This window comes from Paraburkholderia sp. J94 (assembly GCF_905220285.1).
GTDB lineage: Bacteria > Pseudomonadota > Gammaproteobacteria > Burkholderiales > Burkholderiaceae > Paraburkholderia > Paraburkholderia tropica_A.
This window is the reverse complement of record NZ_CAJMZH010000005.1, coordinates 253,615-268,284: the sequence shown is the minus strand read 5'-3', so window position 1 is coordinate 268,284 and position 14,670 is coordinate 253,615. Positions and strand designations below refer to the sequence as shown.

Genomic DNA, 14,670 nt, shown 5'->3' with positions numbered 1-14,670 from the left:
TGTTATCGGGCGGTCGTCACAATCACGTTCCACGAGCCCGGTTTGAGCTTCGCGCGCACGCGTTCCCCGTCGACCGACACGGCGTCGTTAATCGCGGGTGCCACCGTCGACGGCGCCTCCACCGTGTTCACCGCTTTCATGTTGGCATGATACAACTCGAGCGCGTGATCGAGCGTGCGTTCCCTGCCGAGACCGCGCAATTCGATATCGAGTTCCATCTCCTCGCTCAAATGGCGATTGAGCGCGAAGATGGCCGTGGTGCCGGTGGCGCGATCGTCCACGACCGCCGCGCACAGATACGGAATCTCGGGGAACGTTTCCGCTTCATACGTGGCCGACTCCACCACCGATTTGAGCACGCGGCCATGCGCGAATTTCGAGGCCTGCGAGAACGGATGGAAAATCGTTTGACGCCACGCGCGGCCGCCCGGCTCGGTCATGATCGGGCCGATCACGTTGACGAGCTGCGCGAGGCACGCGGTCTTCACGCGGTCGGCGTTGTTCATCATCGTGATGAGGGCGCCGCCCACCACGAGCGCATCCTCGTGGTTATAGACCTCTTCGATCAGACGCGGCGCTTCGGGCCAGCCCGGCTTGCGCAGATCGTTGATCGTGCGCGCCTTGTACCAGACATTCCATTCGTCGAACGACAGCATGATGCGCTTGGACGAATGCTTGCGCGCCGCCACGCTGTCCGCCACCGCCACGATTTCCTTGATGAACAGATCCATCACTTCGATATTGCCGAAAAATTCGGCGGTCGAATCGCGCTTGTTTTCAAAGTAAGTGTGTAGCGAAATGAAATCGACCTGCTCGAAACAATGATCGAGCACGCGGTCTTCCCACGTGCCATACGTGGGCATTTCATGCGTGGACGAACCGCAGGCCGCGAGCTGGATCGTCGGATCGACGGAGCGCATCAGCTTGGCCGTTTCGAGTGCCGCGCGGCCGTATTCCTCGGCCGTCTTGCGGCAGATTTGCCACGGGCCGTCCATCTCGTTGCCGAGACACCAGAACTTGATGTCGTGCGGTTTTTCGTGACCGTGTTCGCGGCGCAGATCGGACAGCGCCGTGCCGCTCGGGTGATTGCAATATTCGACGAAACGGCGCGCTTCGTCGGGGCCGCGCGTGCCCAGATTCACGCCGTACATCGGCTCGATATCGAGCTCGCGGCACCACTCGATGAATTCATTGGTGCCGAACTGATTCGTTTCGGTCGAGTACCACGCCAGATCGAGGCGGCGCGGACGCTTCTCGCGCGGACCCACGCCGTCTTCCCAGTTGTAGCCCGACAAAAAATTGCCGCCCGGATAGCGCACGATCGTCGGGCCGAGTTCGCGCGTGAGCGCCATCACGTCCTGACGAAAACCGCGTTCGTCGGCCTGCGGATGACCGGGCTCGAAGATGCCGGTGTAGACGCAGCGGCCCATGTGTTCGACGAAAACGCCGAACACGCGCCGGTCGAGATCGGAGACGACAAAGTCGCGGTCGACAATGAGGCGGGAAGCGATCATGGTGTTCCTCTATCCATCCTGTAGCGTTATCGGATGGCGCGCGGCTCGTAGGGTTCGCGCGCCATTACCTGAATTTACCTGGCATGACGAATCAATGGCTGGCGGGCTTATCGCGCCAGCAGGGCGTTGGTGCGTTGCTCCGCTTCCTTCTCCACGTCGGCGACCGACTTGCCGGTCGAGAGCATATTGCTGATTTCCTCGCCCACGATCTGCTGGATCGCGAACTGGCGCGGCACCGTGTTCGGCAGCGCATAGCCGGTGCTCGAAATCTCCTTGATCGCATCGCGATGCGGCAGCGCGCTGAAGGCGGCGCTCGTAATGACCGACTGACGCGCGGGCAGATGGCCGGTGCGGGCCCAGTCGCCGTCGTGGTCATAGAGGAACTTCAGGAACACCAGCGCGGCGTGGCGGGTCTTCTCGTCCTTCGCGCCGCCCTTGAGCATGACCCACGAGTGACCGTCGGCCCACACGGCCTTCTTCTGGAACAGGTTCGGGAACGGCACGACGTCGTAACCGTTTGCGAGCGCGGTGCCCGGTTTGTTCGACAGATTCGTGAAGTCCTCGATCACCCACGTGCCGCACATGAGCACGCCGGCCTTGCCGTTTTCGAACGCCTGGTTCGCCGCGCCGTAGTCGAGGCCAGGCGTGATGTCACCGGCCTTCATGAGCTTGTCGTAGAGCGTGAGCGCGTTGGTGGCCGCCGGCGTATGCATGTCGATCTTCGTGGGGCCGTTCGGGAACAGCGTGCCGTTCTGTTGATACACCCACGTATAGAACGTGCGCGTTTGCGCCGCCGATTCATTGGCGATCGGCACCGCGAAATAGGGCAGTCCCGTCTTGTCCTTGAACTGCTTGGCCTGCGCGAGCAGTTCGTCGGGCGTCTTCGGCAGGATGGGCTTGCCGCTCGCATCCACGAGGCCCGCCTTCTTGAACAGATTCACGTTGATGTGCCAGAGCCACGAATGCGTGTCGAACGGCAGCGCGTAGGTCTTGTCGCCGAACGTGATGGCCCGGTGCGCCTGCGGCGTGAAATCGTTCTTGTCGACGCCGACCGACTTGAAGCCGTCGTCGAGCGGCTCGACGAGATTGCGCTTCACATAGTCGCCGAGCACGGCCTCGTGCATCACCGAAATGGTCGGCACGTCGCGGCTCAGAATGCGCGCGTCGATCTGCGTGTAGTAGGGCGACCATTCGATGATCTGCGGCTTGACGACGATGTCTTCCTTGTTCGTGGCATTGAACTGGTTCACGAGCGTCGTGATGATGCCGCATTCGCCCGAGGCTTTGCTCACGTCGTTGACCTTGCCGTATTCGGCGTCACAGGCGCCGAAAAAGCGCGACAGCGTGATTTCCGTCTTGGCCTGCACCGGCGCCGTCAAGGTTGCCGCGAATCCGAGCGCCGCGAGCGTGAGCACGCCGCGCACCAACGTTCTTCTCATGTCTCTCTCCTGTGGGCGTCCGGCGGCGCGCTTGGGTTGCGCACAGGACGCTGTCTTATTTGCACTGCGAATTAATCTCTATCGGACGCGTGACGCGCGTCGAACGACACGCCATGCCTGCTGCTCGATACCGGGGACTAGCGTACCGCCGTGCCGGCCACGGCCGCCACGATGTACTTCTGGAAGAACAGATAGAGCACGAAGATGGGCAGGCCGGCGAAGATCGCCTGCGCCATCAGATAGCCGATGCCTTCGGACTGCGCGAAATTGCCTTGCGTAGAGGCGAGGCCGATCGTCAGCGTGTACATCTCGGGCTTCGAGGCGGACACCAGCGGCCACAGATAATCGTTCCAGGCGCTGAGGAACGTGAAGATCGCGAGCGTGGCTTGCGCGGGCAGCGAAAGCGGCAGCACGACGCGCCAGAACACCTTGAATCGGGACGCATTGTCGAGCAGCGCGGCTTCTTCGATCTCGACCGGCACCGCCTTGAAATACTGCGTCATCAGATAGACGCCGAACGGCGAGGCGAGACGCGGCAGGATCAGCGCGCCATAGGTGTTATGCCAGTCGAGCGTCGCGAAGATATGATGCAGCGGAATCACGAGTGCCTGTTCGGGCACGGCCAGTCCGCAGAGGCAAATCACGTACACATAACGCTTGCCGGGAAATTCCGTGCGCGCAAAACCGTAACCCGCGAGCGACGCGATAATCAGCGTGAGCAGCGTCTGTCCGATCGAAACGATCAGGCTGTTGACGAGCCAACCGCCGACCGCCGAAGTCTGCAGAATGTTCGTGTAGTTCTGCAGCGTGAACGGCGGCGAAAACAGGACGTCGGTGTGCTGTTCGAGAAATGCGTTCGGCTTGAACGAGAGACACAGCACCCAGACCAGCGGCGTGATCCAGAGCAGCGCGAGCGCGACCACCGCGCCCAGCATCAGCCGGTCGCCCAGGCGGCCGGCCAGCGCGCCGCGCGGCCGCGATTCGAATGCGAGCGTGCTCATGCCTTCTCCTTTTTACGCAGCAGCCACGCTTGCGCGACCACGCCGATCAGCATCAACGCGAACAGCACCTGCGCCGCCGCGGCGGAATAACCGAACGACCACTGACGGAAGCCGGTCTCGTAGATGAATTGCACGAGCGGACGCGTGGAATTGTTGGGGCCGCCATCGGTGAGCAGTTGCGCCTGGCCGAAGATCTGGAATTGCAGCACCGCTTCGATCACGGCCACGAGCGCGACGGTGCGCCAGATCGAGGGCAGCGTGATCTTCGTGAAGGTGCGCCAGCGCGTGGCGTTGTCGAGCGACGCTGCTTCGTAAAGCTCTTGCGGAATCTGCTGGAGCGCGGCGAGAAACAGCATCATCGGCAGACCGACGATCCACCAGACCGTCACGACCGCGATGGCCGGCAGCGCCGTGGCCTCGTGCATGAGCGGCAGGAATTCGGGCCAGTGGAAGGCGTGGCTCACGTCGGCGAGCAGGCCGTTGCCGGGCATCATCACGAGCTTCCAGACCAGCGTGACGATGGTGACCGACAGCACCGACGAGCCGAAAAAGAGCGCGCGCAGCGCCGCGCCGAAGCGGCCCGGACGGTTGAGCACCAGCGCGAGCGCGAGGCCGAGCAGCACGAATACCGGTACAGTCAGGATGCCGAAATAAAACGTGTTGCGCATCGCGCCGCGAAAGATCGGATCGAACGCGAGATCGAGATAATTGCGGATGCCGATGAAGTCGCTCGTGCCCGCGAGCAGGTCCACGCGCTGGAAGCTGAGCCACCAGCCGAACGCCAGCGGCACGACCAGCAACAGCACGTAGACGATCACGAATGGCAGCACGAACAGCGCGTTGGACCACGGCGCGCGCAGCTTGCGGCGGCGGCCTTCGTGCGTCTTCGGCAGCGGCATGGCGAGCGAGCGGTCAGAGGCCATGGTATGCCGTGCCCGATTCGTCGAACAGATGCAGGTGCGCTGCGTCGAGGTTCAGGCGAACCGTGTCGCCGGTGTTGAGTTCGCGCTCGCGCGGCAGTTCCGCCACGATCAACTGCCCGTTGGGCAGGCTCACGTGGGCGAGCGAGCGATCGCCAAGCCGTTCGATGACTTCGGCGCGTGCGGTGATCGGGCCTTGCGGATCGAGCAGGACGTGTTCGGCGCGCACGCCCAGCGTGAGCTTGCCCGAAGGCAGGCTGGCCGCGGCAACGGCGGTGGGCACCGTCACGGCATCGAACGGCAGCGAGACGGTCAGTCTGCCGCCGTTGTCGCCGGCGCGTTCGACCTCGATGAAGTTCATCGCCGGCGCGCCGATAAAGCCCGCGACGAAGCGCGTGGCGGGCCGGCGGTAAATGTCGAGCGGCGCGCCGATCTGCTCGATGCGCCCCCGGTTCATCACCACGATGCGGGTCGCGAGCGTCATCGCTTCCACCTGATCGTGCGTGACGAAAACCATCGTGGCGTGCAGGCGCTGATGAATGCGCGCGAGCTCGAGTCGGGTGCGGTTGCGCAGTGCGGCGTCGAGATTGGACAGCGGCTCGTCGAAAAGAAACGCTTCGGGTTCCTTAACGACGGCGCGTCCGATGGCGACACGCTGGCGCTGCCCGCCGGAAAGCTGCGCCGGACGGCGCTGCAGCAAGGTGCCGAGTTCGAGCATGCGGGCGGCTTCGTTGATGCGCTTGTCGACTTCGCCCGCATTCACGCCCGTATTGCGCAGACCGAACGCCATGTTGTCGTAGACGGTCATGTGCGGATAGAGCGCGTAATGCTGAAACACCATCGCCACGCCGCGTTTGCCGGGCGGCTGCTCGTTCACGCGCCGCTCGCCAATGCTGATCTGCCCGTCGCTCACGGTTTCGAGCCCGGCGATCATGCGCAGCAAGGTGGATTTTCCGCAGCCGGAAGGGCCGAGAAAAACAAGGAATTCACCGGAGTGAATGTCGAGGTCGAGGCCGGTAATGACCTCGGTGTCTCCGTACCGCTTCGTTACGCCGCTCAGCCGGATGCCCGTCACGGTGCCTCCTGGGTGGTTGTCTCGTACCGTCGCTTCTTGATTTAGTGCGTTGATATTATGAAAAGAACGGGTGCGTGACCCATTCGTGTAAACACTGATCATCCGTAATCCCAAATAATGAGCAGTTAATCGTTTGATGCGATGCGAATAATTCAGTGCGGATTGAGCGGGTCGAGTTAATGGCGCGTGCGGCACGGTGATTGCGCAAGAAAATGCAGGGTCGAGTGCGCGTACGCGTGCGCCGATCTTCCTGTCCAATTCACGGAGGAACGGATCATGAAAAAGGGAACCCGAACTTTCCTCGCTGCATTCGCGGCACTCGCATTGTCCGGCGGCGCTTTTGCACAGACGAACGGCGGAATGAGCAGCGGATCGTCGAGCCACGGCACCACGGCCAGCCCGGCGACGAATCAAATGAACGACACGTCGAGCGGTTACGGCATGCCTGGCGCTGCCAATTCGGACAGTGGCATGAGCGGGCAAGGGGCGAACATGGGTCAACAGCCGGGTATGACTAACGGCACGACATCGGGGACCAGCGCGCCGAAGAGTAATAACACGCTGGCGACGCCGAGCGTGAAGTCGCCGGTGGGGAATTAAAAGGGGGGCTTATTGCCTTGTTGAATAGCAGCGATTGGAAAAGCCGCTTGACCTTCGGTTGGCGGCTTTTTTGTTGACGAGCTAATTTCTGTCGATATGCCTGTTTCGATCGTCAGCCAAATCTTCCTGCGCATGTTTTCCAGGCTTTGTGCTGATCTGCAAGCGTTGCCGCTGCGCGATGCGGCAAAGGAAGCGACCGCTTCCCGGAAGGCAAATCAAAGAGCCGGGATTTCGCCTGCACGGTACTTATGGGGCCAGTATCGAATCATCGATTTTTCCAGAAATATGGATTGAATTTGTTGAATGTCAAATTTCTAGAGTGAACGGCGCGTCGCATGGATGTTCGAGTGATTCGATACCGTAAATCGTCAAATTGTCACGGTTTCAAGTAGTCTAAATTTCGAGATTGAGACACGATGCGTACACCTTCTTTCCCGTGCAAGGAAAGCAGGTAGACACTTATGTTGCTGTGAATTGCGTGTGTGCTTGCGGATTCATAGTCGATTATTGTTTTTTATTAGAGCTTCATTTAAAGCTTTCATTTCAAGACATCGTTCAAAAAAATATAAATGGAGACCACCACAGCGATGATCGAGTATCGAGACAAAAAATCCTGCGCGCACGCGCTCATCTCGCTTGTGGTCCCCTTCTACAACGAGGCGCCGATCATCGCCGCGTTCTTCGATGCCGTTGTGCCGGTTCTCCGTGGAATTTCCCACGCCGACTACGAAATCATTTGTGTCAACGATGGCAGTACTGATTCAACACTCGATAAATTGCTGGCAGCCTGCAAGGACAATTTCCATATTCAGGTGGTCGATTTGTCGCGCAACTTTGGGAAAGAAGCGGCGCTCACGGCAGGCATCGATGCAGCGACGGGTTCGGTCGTAATTCCGTTCGACGCAGATCTTCAAGACCCGCCGCAAGTCATTGCGAAACTGGTTGAGCGATGGAGAGAGGGCTACGATGTCGTGCTCGCCAAGCGTGTCGAGCGCCGCAGCGACACCTATGTCAAACGCGGAACGGCGGCACTGTTCTACCGTATTCATAACGCCATCGCCGATATCACCATTCCTGAGAACTCCGGCGATTTCAGACTCATGTCCCGACAAGTGGTGGAGTCGCTAAAGCGTTTGCCCGAGAACCGGCGCTATATGAAGGGGCTATTCGCCTGGGTTGGCTTTCGTACCGCGCAGATCGAGTACGCCCGATGCCCGCGCGTCGGTGGAAAGACGAAATTCTCGGGGTGGAAGCTGTGGAATCTCGCACTGGAAGGCGTCACGAGTTTTAGTACGCTGCCCTTACGCATATGGACCTACATGGGTGGTTTCACAGCCGTCTTCGCAATCTGCTATGCAATCTATCTGATCGTGCGCACCTGGCTGAAAGGCGTGGATGTGCCGGGCTACGCATCGCTCATCGTCGCCGTGCTTTTTCTTGGTGGCATACAGCTCGTGGGAATTGGCGTGGTTGGCGAATATATCGGTCGCATTTATATGGAGTCGAAGCGTCGGCCTGTCTATATCGTGCGCAATACCTATCGGTTCGGAAAATCGTGAGGCGGGTCGCGCTAACCCGGTTCGTCGGGTACGCGTGCGTCGGTGCAACCGGTACGCTGGTGCAGTACCTGACACTCGCTGCATTGGTCATGACACACACGGTCGGGCCGGTGGTCGCCTCGTGTCTCGGGGCTGTTGCGGGTGCGCTGATTAATTACTACCTCAACCATCGCTTTACGTTTCGCAGCGCACTTCCGCACGCAAAAAGTGCTCCCCGATTCTTTGTCATCGCCGCCGCGGGACTTGCGCTGAACGGCGCACTCATGCTTGTGCTCACACATTTGGCTGATGTGGCATGGATGGTCGCGCAATGCGTGACGACTGCCGTCCTGCTCGTGCTGACTTATACGGCCAGTTCAGTCTGGACCTTCCGCGTCTCCAAAACCTGACGGCCTCTGGCTGCTTCGTGAATTCCGCATTTCGGAATATTCCACTGATGATGCAATCCAATCTGTCGATCAATACTGAAATCGATTCGCCGACCCATTCAGTCGCAAAACGCAAGGCGGCCTGGTTGTTGGCCCTGCTGCCCGTCAACGCGATCGTGTGGACCATCGGCGCGTGGCTCTCGCGCGGTAACCTCGATATACCCGGCGATATGGTCGAGAACTACGTGTGGGGTATCGAGTGGCAGGCGGGTTATGCGAAACATCCTCCGTTCTTTGCGTGGATCACGGCGCTCTGGTTCCAGATATTTCCTCACACGGATCTTGCGTACTTCGCACTGTCCGCGCTCAATGCAATGGTCGGGCTATTCGGTATCGTCGCGTTGGCGCGCCGGTTCCTGCCCTTGCGGCTTGCTGCTGTCGCTGGCCTTGCGATGGCTGTCTCACCTCTCTATTCGACGCTCTCGATTAAATTCAACGCGAATGCCGTACTGCTGTCACTATGGCCGTGGACGGCCTATTTTTTTGTGCGCTTCATGCAATCGGGAAAATGGCATTCGGCGCTTGCGTTGGGCGCGCTGGCCGCCGCCGCCGTTCTCGGGAAGTATTTCTCGGTCGTGTTGCTCATTGCGCTTCTTATGGCGGCGTTTGCGCGTCCGCGCTGGCGTAGCCGCGCGTTTAGCTGGCAGTCGCTGATCGTTGTGGCAGCGGGATTCATCGTGCTGCTTCCGCATCTGGTTTGGCTGGTCGAGCATCAATTCCAGACCTTTGAATACGCCGCGCAAAGAACATCGGGAAGTCCCATGGCGGTGGCAATGGCGCGATTTTCCATTTATACGCTTGCCCAGATCGGCTATCTGTTGCCGAGCTTCGTCTTCGTCATCCTTCTCGTGAAGGGAGCGAGGGTGAAGGCGGCGAAGCAGATGCTGGCAAGCTGTATCTCACCGAGGATGTACCCCGATTTGTGGGTGCTCACGTTCGGCCCGTTCATGGTGATTGGAAGCATCGCCATCGCCGCCAAAGCGCAGATGGCCTCTGTATGGGGAATGGCCGAGTGGTTTGCCGTTGTGCCGATGTGGGTCTGCGTGCTTTTCCGCATGGATGTGTCGTTGCGGGTCGAGCGTTCCATGCGTGTGCTGATTGTTTACTGGATGCTCGTGCTGATCGGCACGGCTGCCGTGGGCTATGCGGGCGCGCGTCGCAATACCGACGATGCCGCAGAGCCGCGCGCAGAGCTGGCTGACGCTGCTCGCGCGATCTGGAAACGGCAATTCGGTCAGGACACGATTCCGGTGGTTTCGGGCTCGGTTCACGAAGCGCAATCCGTCGCGTTTTATTCGGGCGGCCGAACCCGCTATTGGGACCTGAGTGCTCCGCGAACGACGCCGTGGTTGCGAAGCGATGATGTTCGACGCGAGGGGATGCTCATTGTCTGCCGCCGCGATGATGCTTCCTGTCATGACGAAGCGAAGACGTTCAGCCATGCACTGGCGACGCCGATTGATATTCGCAGGCGCGCGTGGGGAATGACACTTCCCGCACGTCAGTATGCGATTTTCGTGTTGCCGCCTGCCTCGAGTTCGTGAGGCGGAGGGGCTCCATCGTCGCCTGCCGCGCAGAAAAAGATGCGCCGCATTTAACCCTCTATTACCCGATGCGCCACCACGCTTGCTACATTGTTTCCCGCATTCCAGCCAATCACAGACAGGAAACGGAACATGTCCAAGCGCATTCTCATCCTCGCCGGCGACTTCGTGGAAGATTACGAACTGATGGTGCCGTTTCAGGCACTCGCGGCGGTCGGTCATTCGGTTTCGGTGGTCGCGCCCGACAAACGGGTGGGCGACGTGATCCGCACGGCGATTCACGATTTCGAAGGCGATCAGACCTACACCGAAAAGCGCGGCCACAATTTCACGCTGAACGCCGATTTCGCGTCGATCAACCCCGCGCAATTCGACGCGTTGCTGATTCCCGGCGGCCGTGCGCCCGAATATCTGCGGCTCAACGAAACGGTAATCGGCTGGGTGCGCCATTTCGCCGAAACGAACAAGCCGATTGCCGCGGTGTGCCACGGCGCGCAATTGCTCGCGGCAGCGGGCGTGATCGAAGGGCGGCGCATTTCCGCGTATCCGGCATGCGCGCCGGAGGTCAAGCTCGCGGGCGCGCAATACGTCGCGCTCGATTGGCCCGATGCGATCACCGACGCCAATTTCGTCACCGCGCCCGCATGGACGTCGCACGCCAACTGGCTCGCGCAATTCCTCGCGCTGCTCGGCACGCGCATTACGCTTTAAGATTGACGGCGCGCGCGTGCATTCTTGTAGCAGGGCCGCGCAGGATTTGAGAGTATTGCGTATCGCCAGAGCACGCGTGCTATTCGCGCGTTAGCCCTGCGCCGTCCCGAATGCAGGAAAAAGGAGCCGATCGAATGTGCGAAATCTATATCAACGCGGATCCCATTCTCTATGAGCCGCGCACGCGAGCGCTACGCATTCACGGCGTGGTGACCACCGTGCGCCTCGAAAATCTGTTCTGGGATGTGCTGCAGGAAATCGCGCATCGCGAGCAACTCACGACGAGCCAGTTCGCCGTCAAGCTTTACGATGAATTGCACGCGCTGCGTGGCGACGAGCCATTCAATTTCGCTTCGTTTCTGCGCGTGTGCTGCCTGCGTTATCTGTCGACGCTTGCGCCACGCGAAGAAGCCGCGGGCGACGGTTCGCGCGTTACGGCCTTTCAGCCGAAAGTCGTGCGAGCGGGGTAATCGGGAGTTAAGCGCGGGTTAAGTGCGTCAGCAAGAAAAAAGACCGTTGCCCGAACAGGGGTAACGGTCTTTTTCATTGGGCACAGGCCTTAAGCGAAACCTTACTGGCCAGCCGGCGACTTCGTGGAAGGCGTCGCGAGCGTGTTGTTGGTGCCGTAAGCCGGGGCGATCGACGTCGTGTTCGTGCCATTCGCCTGAGTCGAATTCTGCGTGCGTGCGCCGCTATCCGAATTGGCGAGGCCCGGGGTGCCGTAGCCGCTTGCAGGCGGCGCGACCGGCGACTTCACGCTCGGCGTTGCCAGCGTGTTGTTTTGCGCGAATGCGGCGCCAGAAATCATCAATGCGGCGGCGGCCGCGCTAGCGAACAGCGTGCGAGTGGTGGATTTCATGATGTGCTCCTCCATTATTGGACTGAATTTCCGGCATAAACCGCGCAAAACGAAGTTTTCGTATTGCCCGATGGCGTAAATCGCGCCATGCCGTATATCGACGGCGCGAAGTCGAGTTCGCGCCACGTGATGCCAAGTGTAGAAAAGGAGCGGCCGATAGTTAAGCACGTTGTACGCAATGGTGAATTTCGATTTTTGATGCCGAATAGAAAGCACTCATGCGCTCAGGGTCTTTGCGCGCGCATCGATCGATGTGAATTGCGCGCGCACTGGTCAATGCCGGAGTGCCTTGTTCTCACGGCCCAAACCACCCCACCGCATGAATCTGCTCGATGCGCTGCGCGACCGAAATTGCACCGCGAATCTCGCCGGGCATCGGCAGGTCGATCACGTGCCAGCGGCCCGCGTCGGCGAGATCGAGCCAGAGGGCGGGGCCGTCGTCGTGGAGCGGGTCGAGCGCGTCGAGCGTGTCGAGTTCATCCACGGGCGAGGTTCTGTCCGCGCGCTGCAACGCGCCCGCGAGGCTCGTCATGCGTGCCGCGCGGCGTTGGCTCGCGCCTTCCTGCGAGCGCCGCGCGCGGGCCCGCATCACGTCCCACACGTTCGCGCGTGCGCGCCGCTGCGTGCTGCCTGCTTCGATGATGTCCGCCGCTTCGCCACCAGGACGCGGCATGGCGATGCCCAGCGCGAGCGCCGGTTGCGCGATGGCGATCAGCACCCAGATGCCGCCGAACGCGATATCGACGCTCAAATGCTGGTCGCCGACCGTGAGCCGCGCGCCGCGCTGCTCGCCATACCCCTCGGCGATGACGACATCGCGCGGCGCCTGCCCCGAGAGATTCGCGCCGATCCAGCGCAGCATCACACGGCTCGCGATGTAGCGATGGCGTTGCGCCGCGTTCGGATGCAGACGCGCGCGATGGCGCTCGGCGTCCGAGAGCCATTGCTCGCTTTCGTGGATCGGAACGGGCAGCCAGCTCGCGCGAAAGCGCCACAGATGCAGCACGCCCGCGCCCGGCGCCGCGAGTTGCGCGGGGAAACTGCGTGTCAGCCGATGCGTGTCGAAATGCGGCGCGGCGGCCGTTTGGGTGCGCTTCGTCCGGCTCGTTCGCTGCGCTCGTTGCGTTCGCGTCGTGCCGTGTCGTTGCGTCGATGCCGGTTGCGTGACGATGGTTGACATGCGGTGAGGCCTCCACGTCAGAGTCGGTTCAGGTCGGATGCGCGAGCTTCGATGCGCGAGAATCCGTGCGTGTCATCAGAGCGTGCCGGTGCGCGCGGCGTGCTGCGGGCGCACTTCCTCGACGATGCGGCCGTTTTCCATGCGGATGTAGCGGTCCGATGCGTCGAAATAGCGGTCGTCGTGCGAGATCACAATCAGCGTTTTGCCCTGACGCTTCAGGTCGGGAAGAATCTCGGTGTAGAACACGCGGCGGAAAGTCGGGTCCTGGTCGGCGGCCCATTCGTCGAGCACCATCACCGGCCGTTGTTCAAGATAAGCGTGCACGAGCGCGAGGCGCTTGCGCTGTCCCGTCGAGAGGTCGGTGGTGGTGAACGCGCCGTCGCGCACCTGCACCTTGTGCGCGATCTCCAGGCGTTCGAGATAGCGCTGCGCTTCGGCGCCGAGGCGCGCTTCGCCGGGAATCAGCGTGTCGAACAGGTAATAGTCCGAGAACAGCGCCGAAAAAAGCTGGCGATACGCGTCGAGACCGCGGTCGTCGACGGGCTGGCCGTTCACGCGCAACTGGCCCGCGTCGGGCCGATAGAGGCCGAGCAGCAGCTTGATCAGCGTGGTTTTTCCGCAGCCGTTTTCACCGACGATAAAGAGCGTTTCGCCGCGCGTGATCGTGAGATCGACCGGGCCGAGTTCGAAGCCGCCGGGCGCGTCTTTCGCGTCCTGGCGGCTCGCGCCGTCGTCGGCGGCGGGCGGCGCGGCGAAGCGGTAATGCACGCGATCGAGCGAGATCGTCGTGAAGTTTTCCCAGTCGATGACGGCCGTTGCCGCTTCGGTTTTTTCCCCTCTTTCCCCGTTAGCATCGCGCGAATCCGCCGCCACGAGCGCAGGCTCGCGCGTCGAAAAGCGCGCCTGCAATTCGGCGATGCGCTGGAACGCCACCTGCGCGCGCCCGATGATCGGCAACGCGCCGACGATCTCCTGGATCGGCCCCTTCATGTAGAGCAGCACGAGCACGAAGCCCGTCGTCACCGCGCGATCCGCGCCCGCCACGCCGTTTTGCAGCGCGAGCATCAAGCCGACCACGATGAAGAACAGCAGCGAGCCGAACGCATTCGCGGAGACGAACACGTTCGCGGCGCGCACGCGCAAGCGGCGGATTTCGTCGATCGTGTCGCTCAGTTCGTGCTCGTAGACGTAGCGGCGGCGCGGGCCGTTCAGGCGCAGTTCCTTCGCGCCGTCGGTGATCGAGCGATAGTGTTTTTGCAGGCGGTCCTCGGCGGCGCGCGCGAGGCCGAAGCGCGCGATGCCGGCGCGCCGCGCGAGCGTCTGCACGACCGAGCCGAGCGCGATCGCGGCCAGCGCGACCAGCAGCATCAGCGGCGAGAGCACCAGCAGATAGCCGAGGCAGCCGACGATCGTCGCGGTCGCGATGGCGAGGCTCGAAAACAGGAACGAGAAGCCGCTGATTGTATCGATGTCCTGATTAAGTGCGGTGACGAGGCGATGGCTGCGGAACTGTTCGATCTGGCCGATGGGCGCGGCGAGAATGCGTTCGCTGAGGTCCTTGCGCAGCATCGCGATCACGCGCTGCCCGACGATGTTATTGCCGATGTCCGACGCCACTTCGCCGATCAGCGCGATGGCGCACAGGCCCGCGAAGCTCCACAGCAGCGTGGGCAGCGCGCCGTGGCCGCTTTGCAGCGTGCGGTTGGTGACCGCCAGCAGCGCGGCGGTGGCGATCCCGCTGGCCGCGCCCATCAGCGTGGCGAGCACGGTGATCGGCCACAGGCGGCGGAGCAGTCTTAGCAGTTGCACAAGCATCGTGTTCCCCAGAAATATCGGTGAT

General features: G+C 61.4%; 14 protein-coding genes. 6 read left to right on the top strand and 8 right to left on the bottom strand.

The genetic code is table 11. The features are described 5' to 3' along the window. Positions 1-2: 2 nt before the first annotated feature. The 5 genes from U4Y88_RS12425 to U4Y88_RS12405 all read right to left on the bottom strand — a co-directional run bounded on the left by U4Y88_RS12425 (position 3) and on the right by U4Y88_RS12405 (position 5,949). Positions 3-1,514 (bottom strand): alpha-N-arabinofuranosidase, encoded by a 1,512-nt coding sequence (locus U4Y88_RS12425; RefSeq protein ID WP_224013496.1) that lies wholly within the window; start codon positions 1,512-1,514, stop codon positions 3-5. Positions 1,515-1,621: 107 nt separating this feature from the next. Beyond that, the gene (locus tag U4Y88_RS12420) at positions 1,622-2,953 is read right to left on the bottom strand and encodes an extracellular solute-binding protein (protein WP_224013495.1); all 1,332 of its coding nucleotides are present in this window, start codon (positions 2,951-2,953) and stop codon (positions 1,622-1,624) included. Positions 2,954-3,090: 137 nt separating this feature from the next. Continuing rightward, on the bottom strand, positions 3,091-3,954 hold the full coding sequence (locus U4Y88_RS12415) for a carbohydrate ABC transporter permease (protein WP_224013494.1): 864 nt from the start codon (positions 3,952-3,954) through the stop codon (positions 3,091-3,093). Then, positions 3,951-4,877 carry a sugar ABC transporter permease gene (locus U4Y88_RS12410; protein WP_321784213.1) on the bottom strand — a complete coding sequence of 309 codons (927 nt, stop codon included), beginning with the start codon at positions 4,875-4,877 and terminating at the stop codon, positions 3,951-3,953. The genes U4Y88_RS12415 and U4Y88_RS12410 overlap by 4 nt, the downstream gene beginning before the upstream one ends. Continuing rightward, complete coding sequence (locus U4Y88_RS12405) at positions 4,867-5,949, bottom strand: ABC transporter ATP-binding protein (RefSeq protein ID WP_224013585.1); 1,083 nt, start codon at positions 5,947-5,949, stop codon at positions 4,867-4,869. Before U4Y88_RS12405 ends, U4Y88_RS12410 begins: the two co-directional genes overlap by 11 nt. Before the next feature lie 276 nt (positions 5,950-6,225). Between U4Y88_RS12405 and U4Y88_RS12400 the strand changes: the two genes are divergently transcribed. The 6 genes from U4Y88_RS12400 to U4Y88_RS12375 all read left to right on the top strand — a co-directional run bounded on the left by U4Y88_RS12400 (position 6,226) and on the right by U4Y88_RS12375 (position 11,261). After that, positions 6,226-6,549 carry a hypothetical protein gene (locus U4Y88_RS12400; RefSeq protein ID WP_321784211.1) on the top strand — a complete coding sequence of 108 codons (324 nt, stop codon included), beginning with the start codon at positions 6,226-6,228 and terminating at the stop codon, positions 6,547-6,549. 569 nt (positions 6,550-7,118) lie between these two features. Next, the gene (locus tag U4Y88_RS12395) at positions 7,119-8,108 is read left to right on the top strand and encodes a glycosyltransferase family 2 protein (RefSeq protein WP_321784209.1); all 990 of its coding nucleotides are present in this window, start codon (positions 7,119-7,121) and stop codon (positions 8,106-8,108) included. 89 nt (positions 8,109-8,197) lie between these two features. After that, complete coding sequence (locus U4Y88_RS12390; RefSeq protein WP_321784207.1) at positions 8,198-8,497, top strand: GtrA family protein; 300 nt, start codon at positions 8,198-8,200, stop codon at positions 8,495-8,497. A gap of 47 nt (positions 8,498-8,544) precedes the next feature. Next, positions 8,545-10,080 (top strand): glycosyltransferase family 39 protein, encoded by a 1,536-nt coding sequence (locus U4Y88_RS12385; protein ID WP_321784205.1) that lies wholly within the window; start codon positions 8,545-8,547, stop codon positions 10,078-10,080. A 132-nt stretch (positions 10,081-10,212) separates the two neighbouring features. Further along, complete coding sequence (locus tag U4Y88_RS12380) at positions 10,213-10,791, top strand: DJ-1/PfpI family protein (protein WP_310631901.1); 579 nt, start codon at positions 10,213-10,215, stop codon at positions 10,789-10,791. A 134-nt stretch (positions 10,792-10,925) separates the two neighbouring features. Continuing rightward, positions 10,926-11,261, top strand: coding sequence for a ribbon-helix-helix domain-containing protein (locus U4Y88_RS12375; RefSeq protein ID WP_310631902.1), 336 nt, complete (start codon positions 10,926-10,928; stop codon positions 11,259-11,261). Between the two features lie 101 nt (positions 11,262-11,362). Here the strand turns inward: U4Y88_RS12375 and U4Y88_RS12370 are convergent, their stop codons facing one another. The 3 genes from U4Y88_RS12370 to U4Y88_RS12360 all read right to left on the bottom strand — a co-directional run bounded on the left by U4Y88_RS12370 (position 11,363) and on the right by U4Y88_RS12360 (position 14,645). Further along, positions 11,363-11,650, bottom strand: a complete 288-nt coding sequence (locus tag U4Y88_RS12370) for a hypothetical protein (protein WP_321784203.1) — start codon at positions 11,648-11,650, stop codon at positions 11,363-11,365. A gap of 295 nt (positions 11,651-11,945) precedes the next feature. Beyond that, a complete protein-coding gene (locus U4Y88_RS12365; protein WP_321784201.1) occupies positions 11,946-12,830 on the bottom strand; it encodes a hypothetical protein in 885 nt (294 codons plus the stop codon). Positions 12,831-12,905: 75 nt separating this feature from the next. Beyond that, positions 12,906-14,645 carry a cyclic peptide export ABC transporter gene (locus tag U4Y88_RS12360; RefSeq protein WP_321784199.1) on the bottom strand — a complete coding sequence of 580 codons (1,740 nt, stop codon included), beginning with the start codon at positions 14,643-14,645 and terminating at the stop codon, positions 12,906-12,908. Positions 14,646-14,670: the final 25 nt, after the last annotated feature.

Excerpts from the sequence above, each read along its gene's own strand:
- U4Y88_RS12410 (WP_321784213.1), bottom strand. The coding sequence starts at position 4,877 with ATGGCCTCTGACCGCTCGCTCGCCATGCCGCTGCCGAAGACGCACGAA.
- U4Y88_RS12415 (WP_224013494.1), bottom strand. The coding sequence starts at position 3,954 with ATGAGCACGCTCGCATTCGAATCGCGGCCGCGCGGCGCGCTGGCCGGC.
- U4Y88_RS12370 (WP_321784203.1), bottom strand. The coding sequence starts at position 11,650 with ATGAAATCCACCACTCGCACGCTGTTCGCTAGCGCGGCCGCCGCCGCA.
- U4Y88_RS12420 (WP_224013495.1), bottom strand. The coding sequence starts at position 2,953 with ATGAGAAGAACGTTGGTGCGCGGCGTGCTCACGCTCGCGGCGCTCGGA.
- U4Y88_RS12385 (WP_321784205.1), top strand. The coding sequence starts at position 8,545 with ATGATGCAATCCAATCTGTCGATCAATACTGAAATCGATTCGCCGACC.
- U4Y88_RS12380 (WP_310631901.1), top strand. The coding sequence starts at position 10,213 with ATGTCCAAGCGCATTCTCATCCTCGCCGGCGACTTCGTGGAAGATTAC.
- U4Y88_RS12360 (WP_321784199.1), bottom strand. The coding sequence starts at position 14,645 with ATGCTTGTGCAACTGCTAAGACTGCTCCGCCGCCTGTGGCCGATCACC.
- U4Y88_RS12390 (WP_321784207.1), top strand. The coding sequence starts at position 8,198 with ATGACACACACGGTCGGGCCGGTGGTCGCCTCGTGTCTCGGGGCTGTT.
- U4Y88_RS12365 (WP_321784201.1), bottom strand. The coding sequence starts at position 12,830 with ATGTCAACCATCGTCACGCAACCGGCATCGACGCAACGACACGGCACG.
- U4Y88_RS12400 (WP_321784211.1), top strand. The coding sequence starts at position 6,226 with ATGAAAAAGGGAACCCGAACTTTCCTCGCTGCATTCGCGGCACTCGCA.
- U4Y88_RS12425 (WP_224013496.1), bottom strand. The coding sequence starts at position 1,514 with ATGATCGCTTCCCGCCTCATTGTCGACCGCGACTTTGTCGTCTCCGAT.
- U4Y88_RS12395 (WP_321784209.1), top strand. The coding sequence starts at position 7,119 with ATGGAGACCACCACAGCGATGATCGAGTATCGAGACAAAAAATCCTGC.
- U4Y88_RS12375 (WP_310631902.1), top strand. The coding sequence starts at position 10,926 with ATGTGCGAAATCTATATCAACGCGGATCCCATTCTCTATGAGCCGCGC.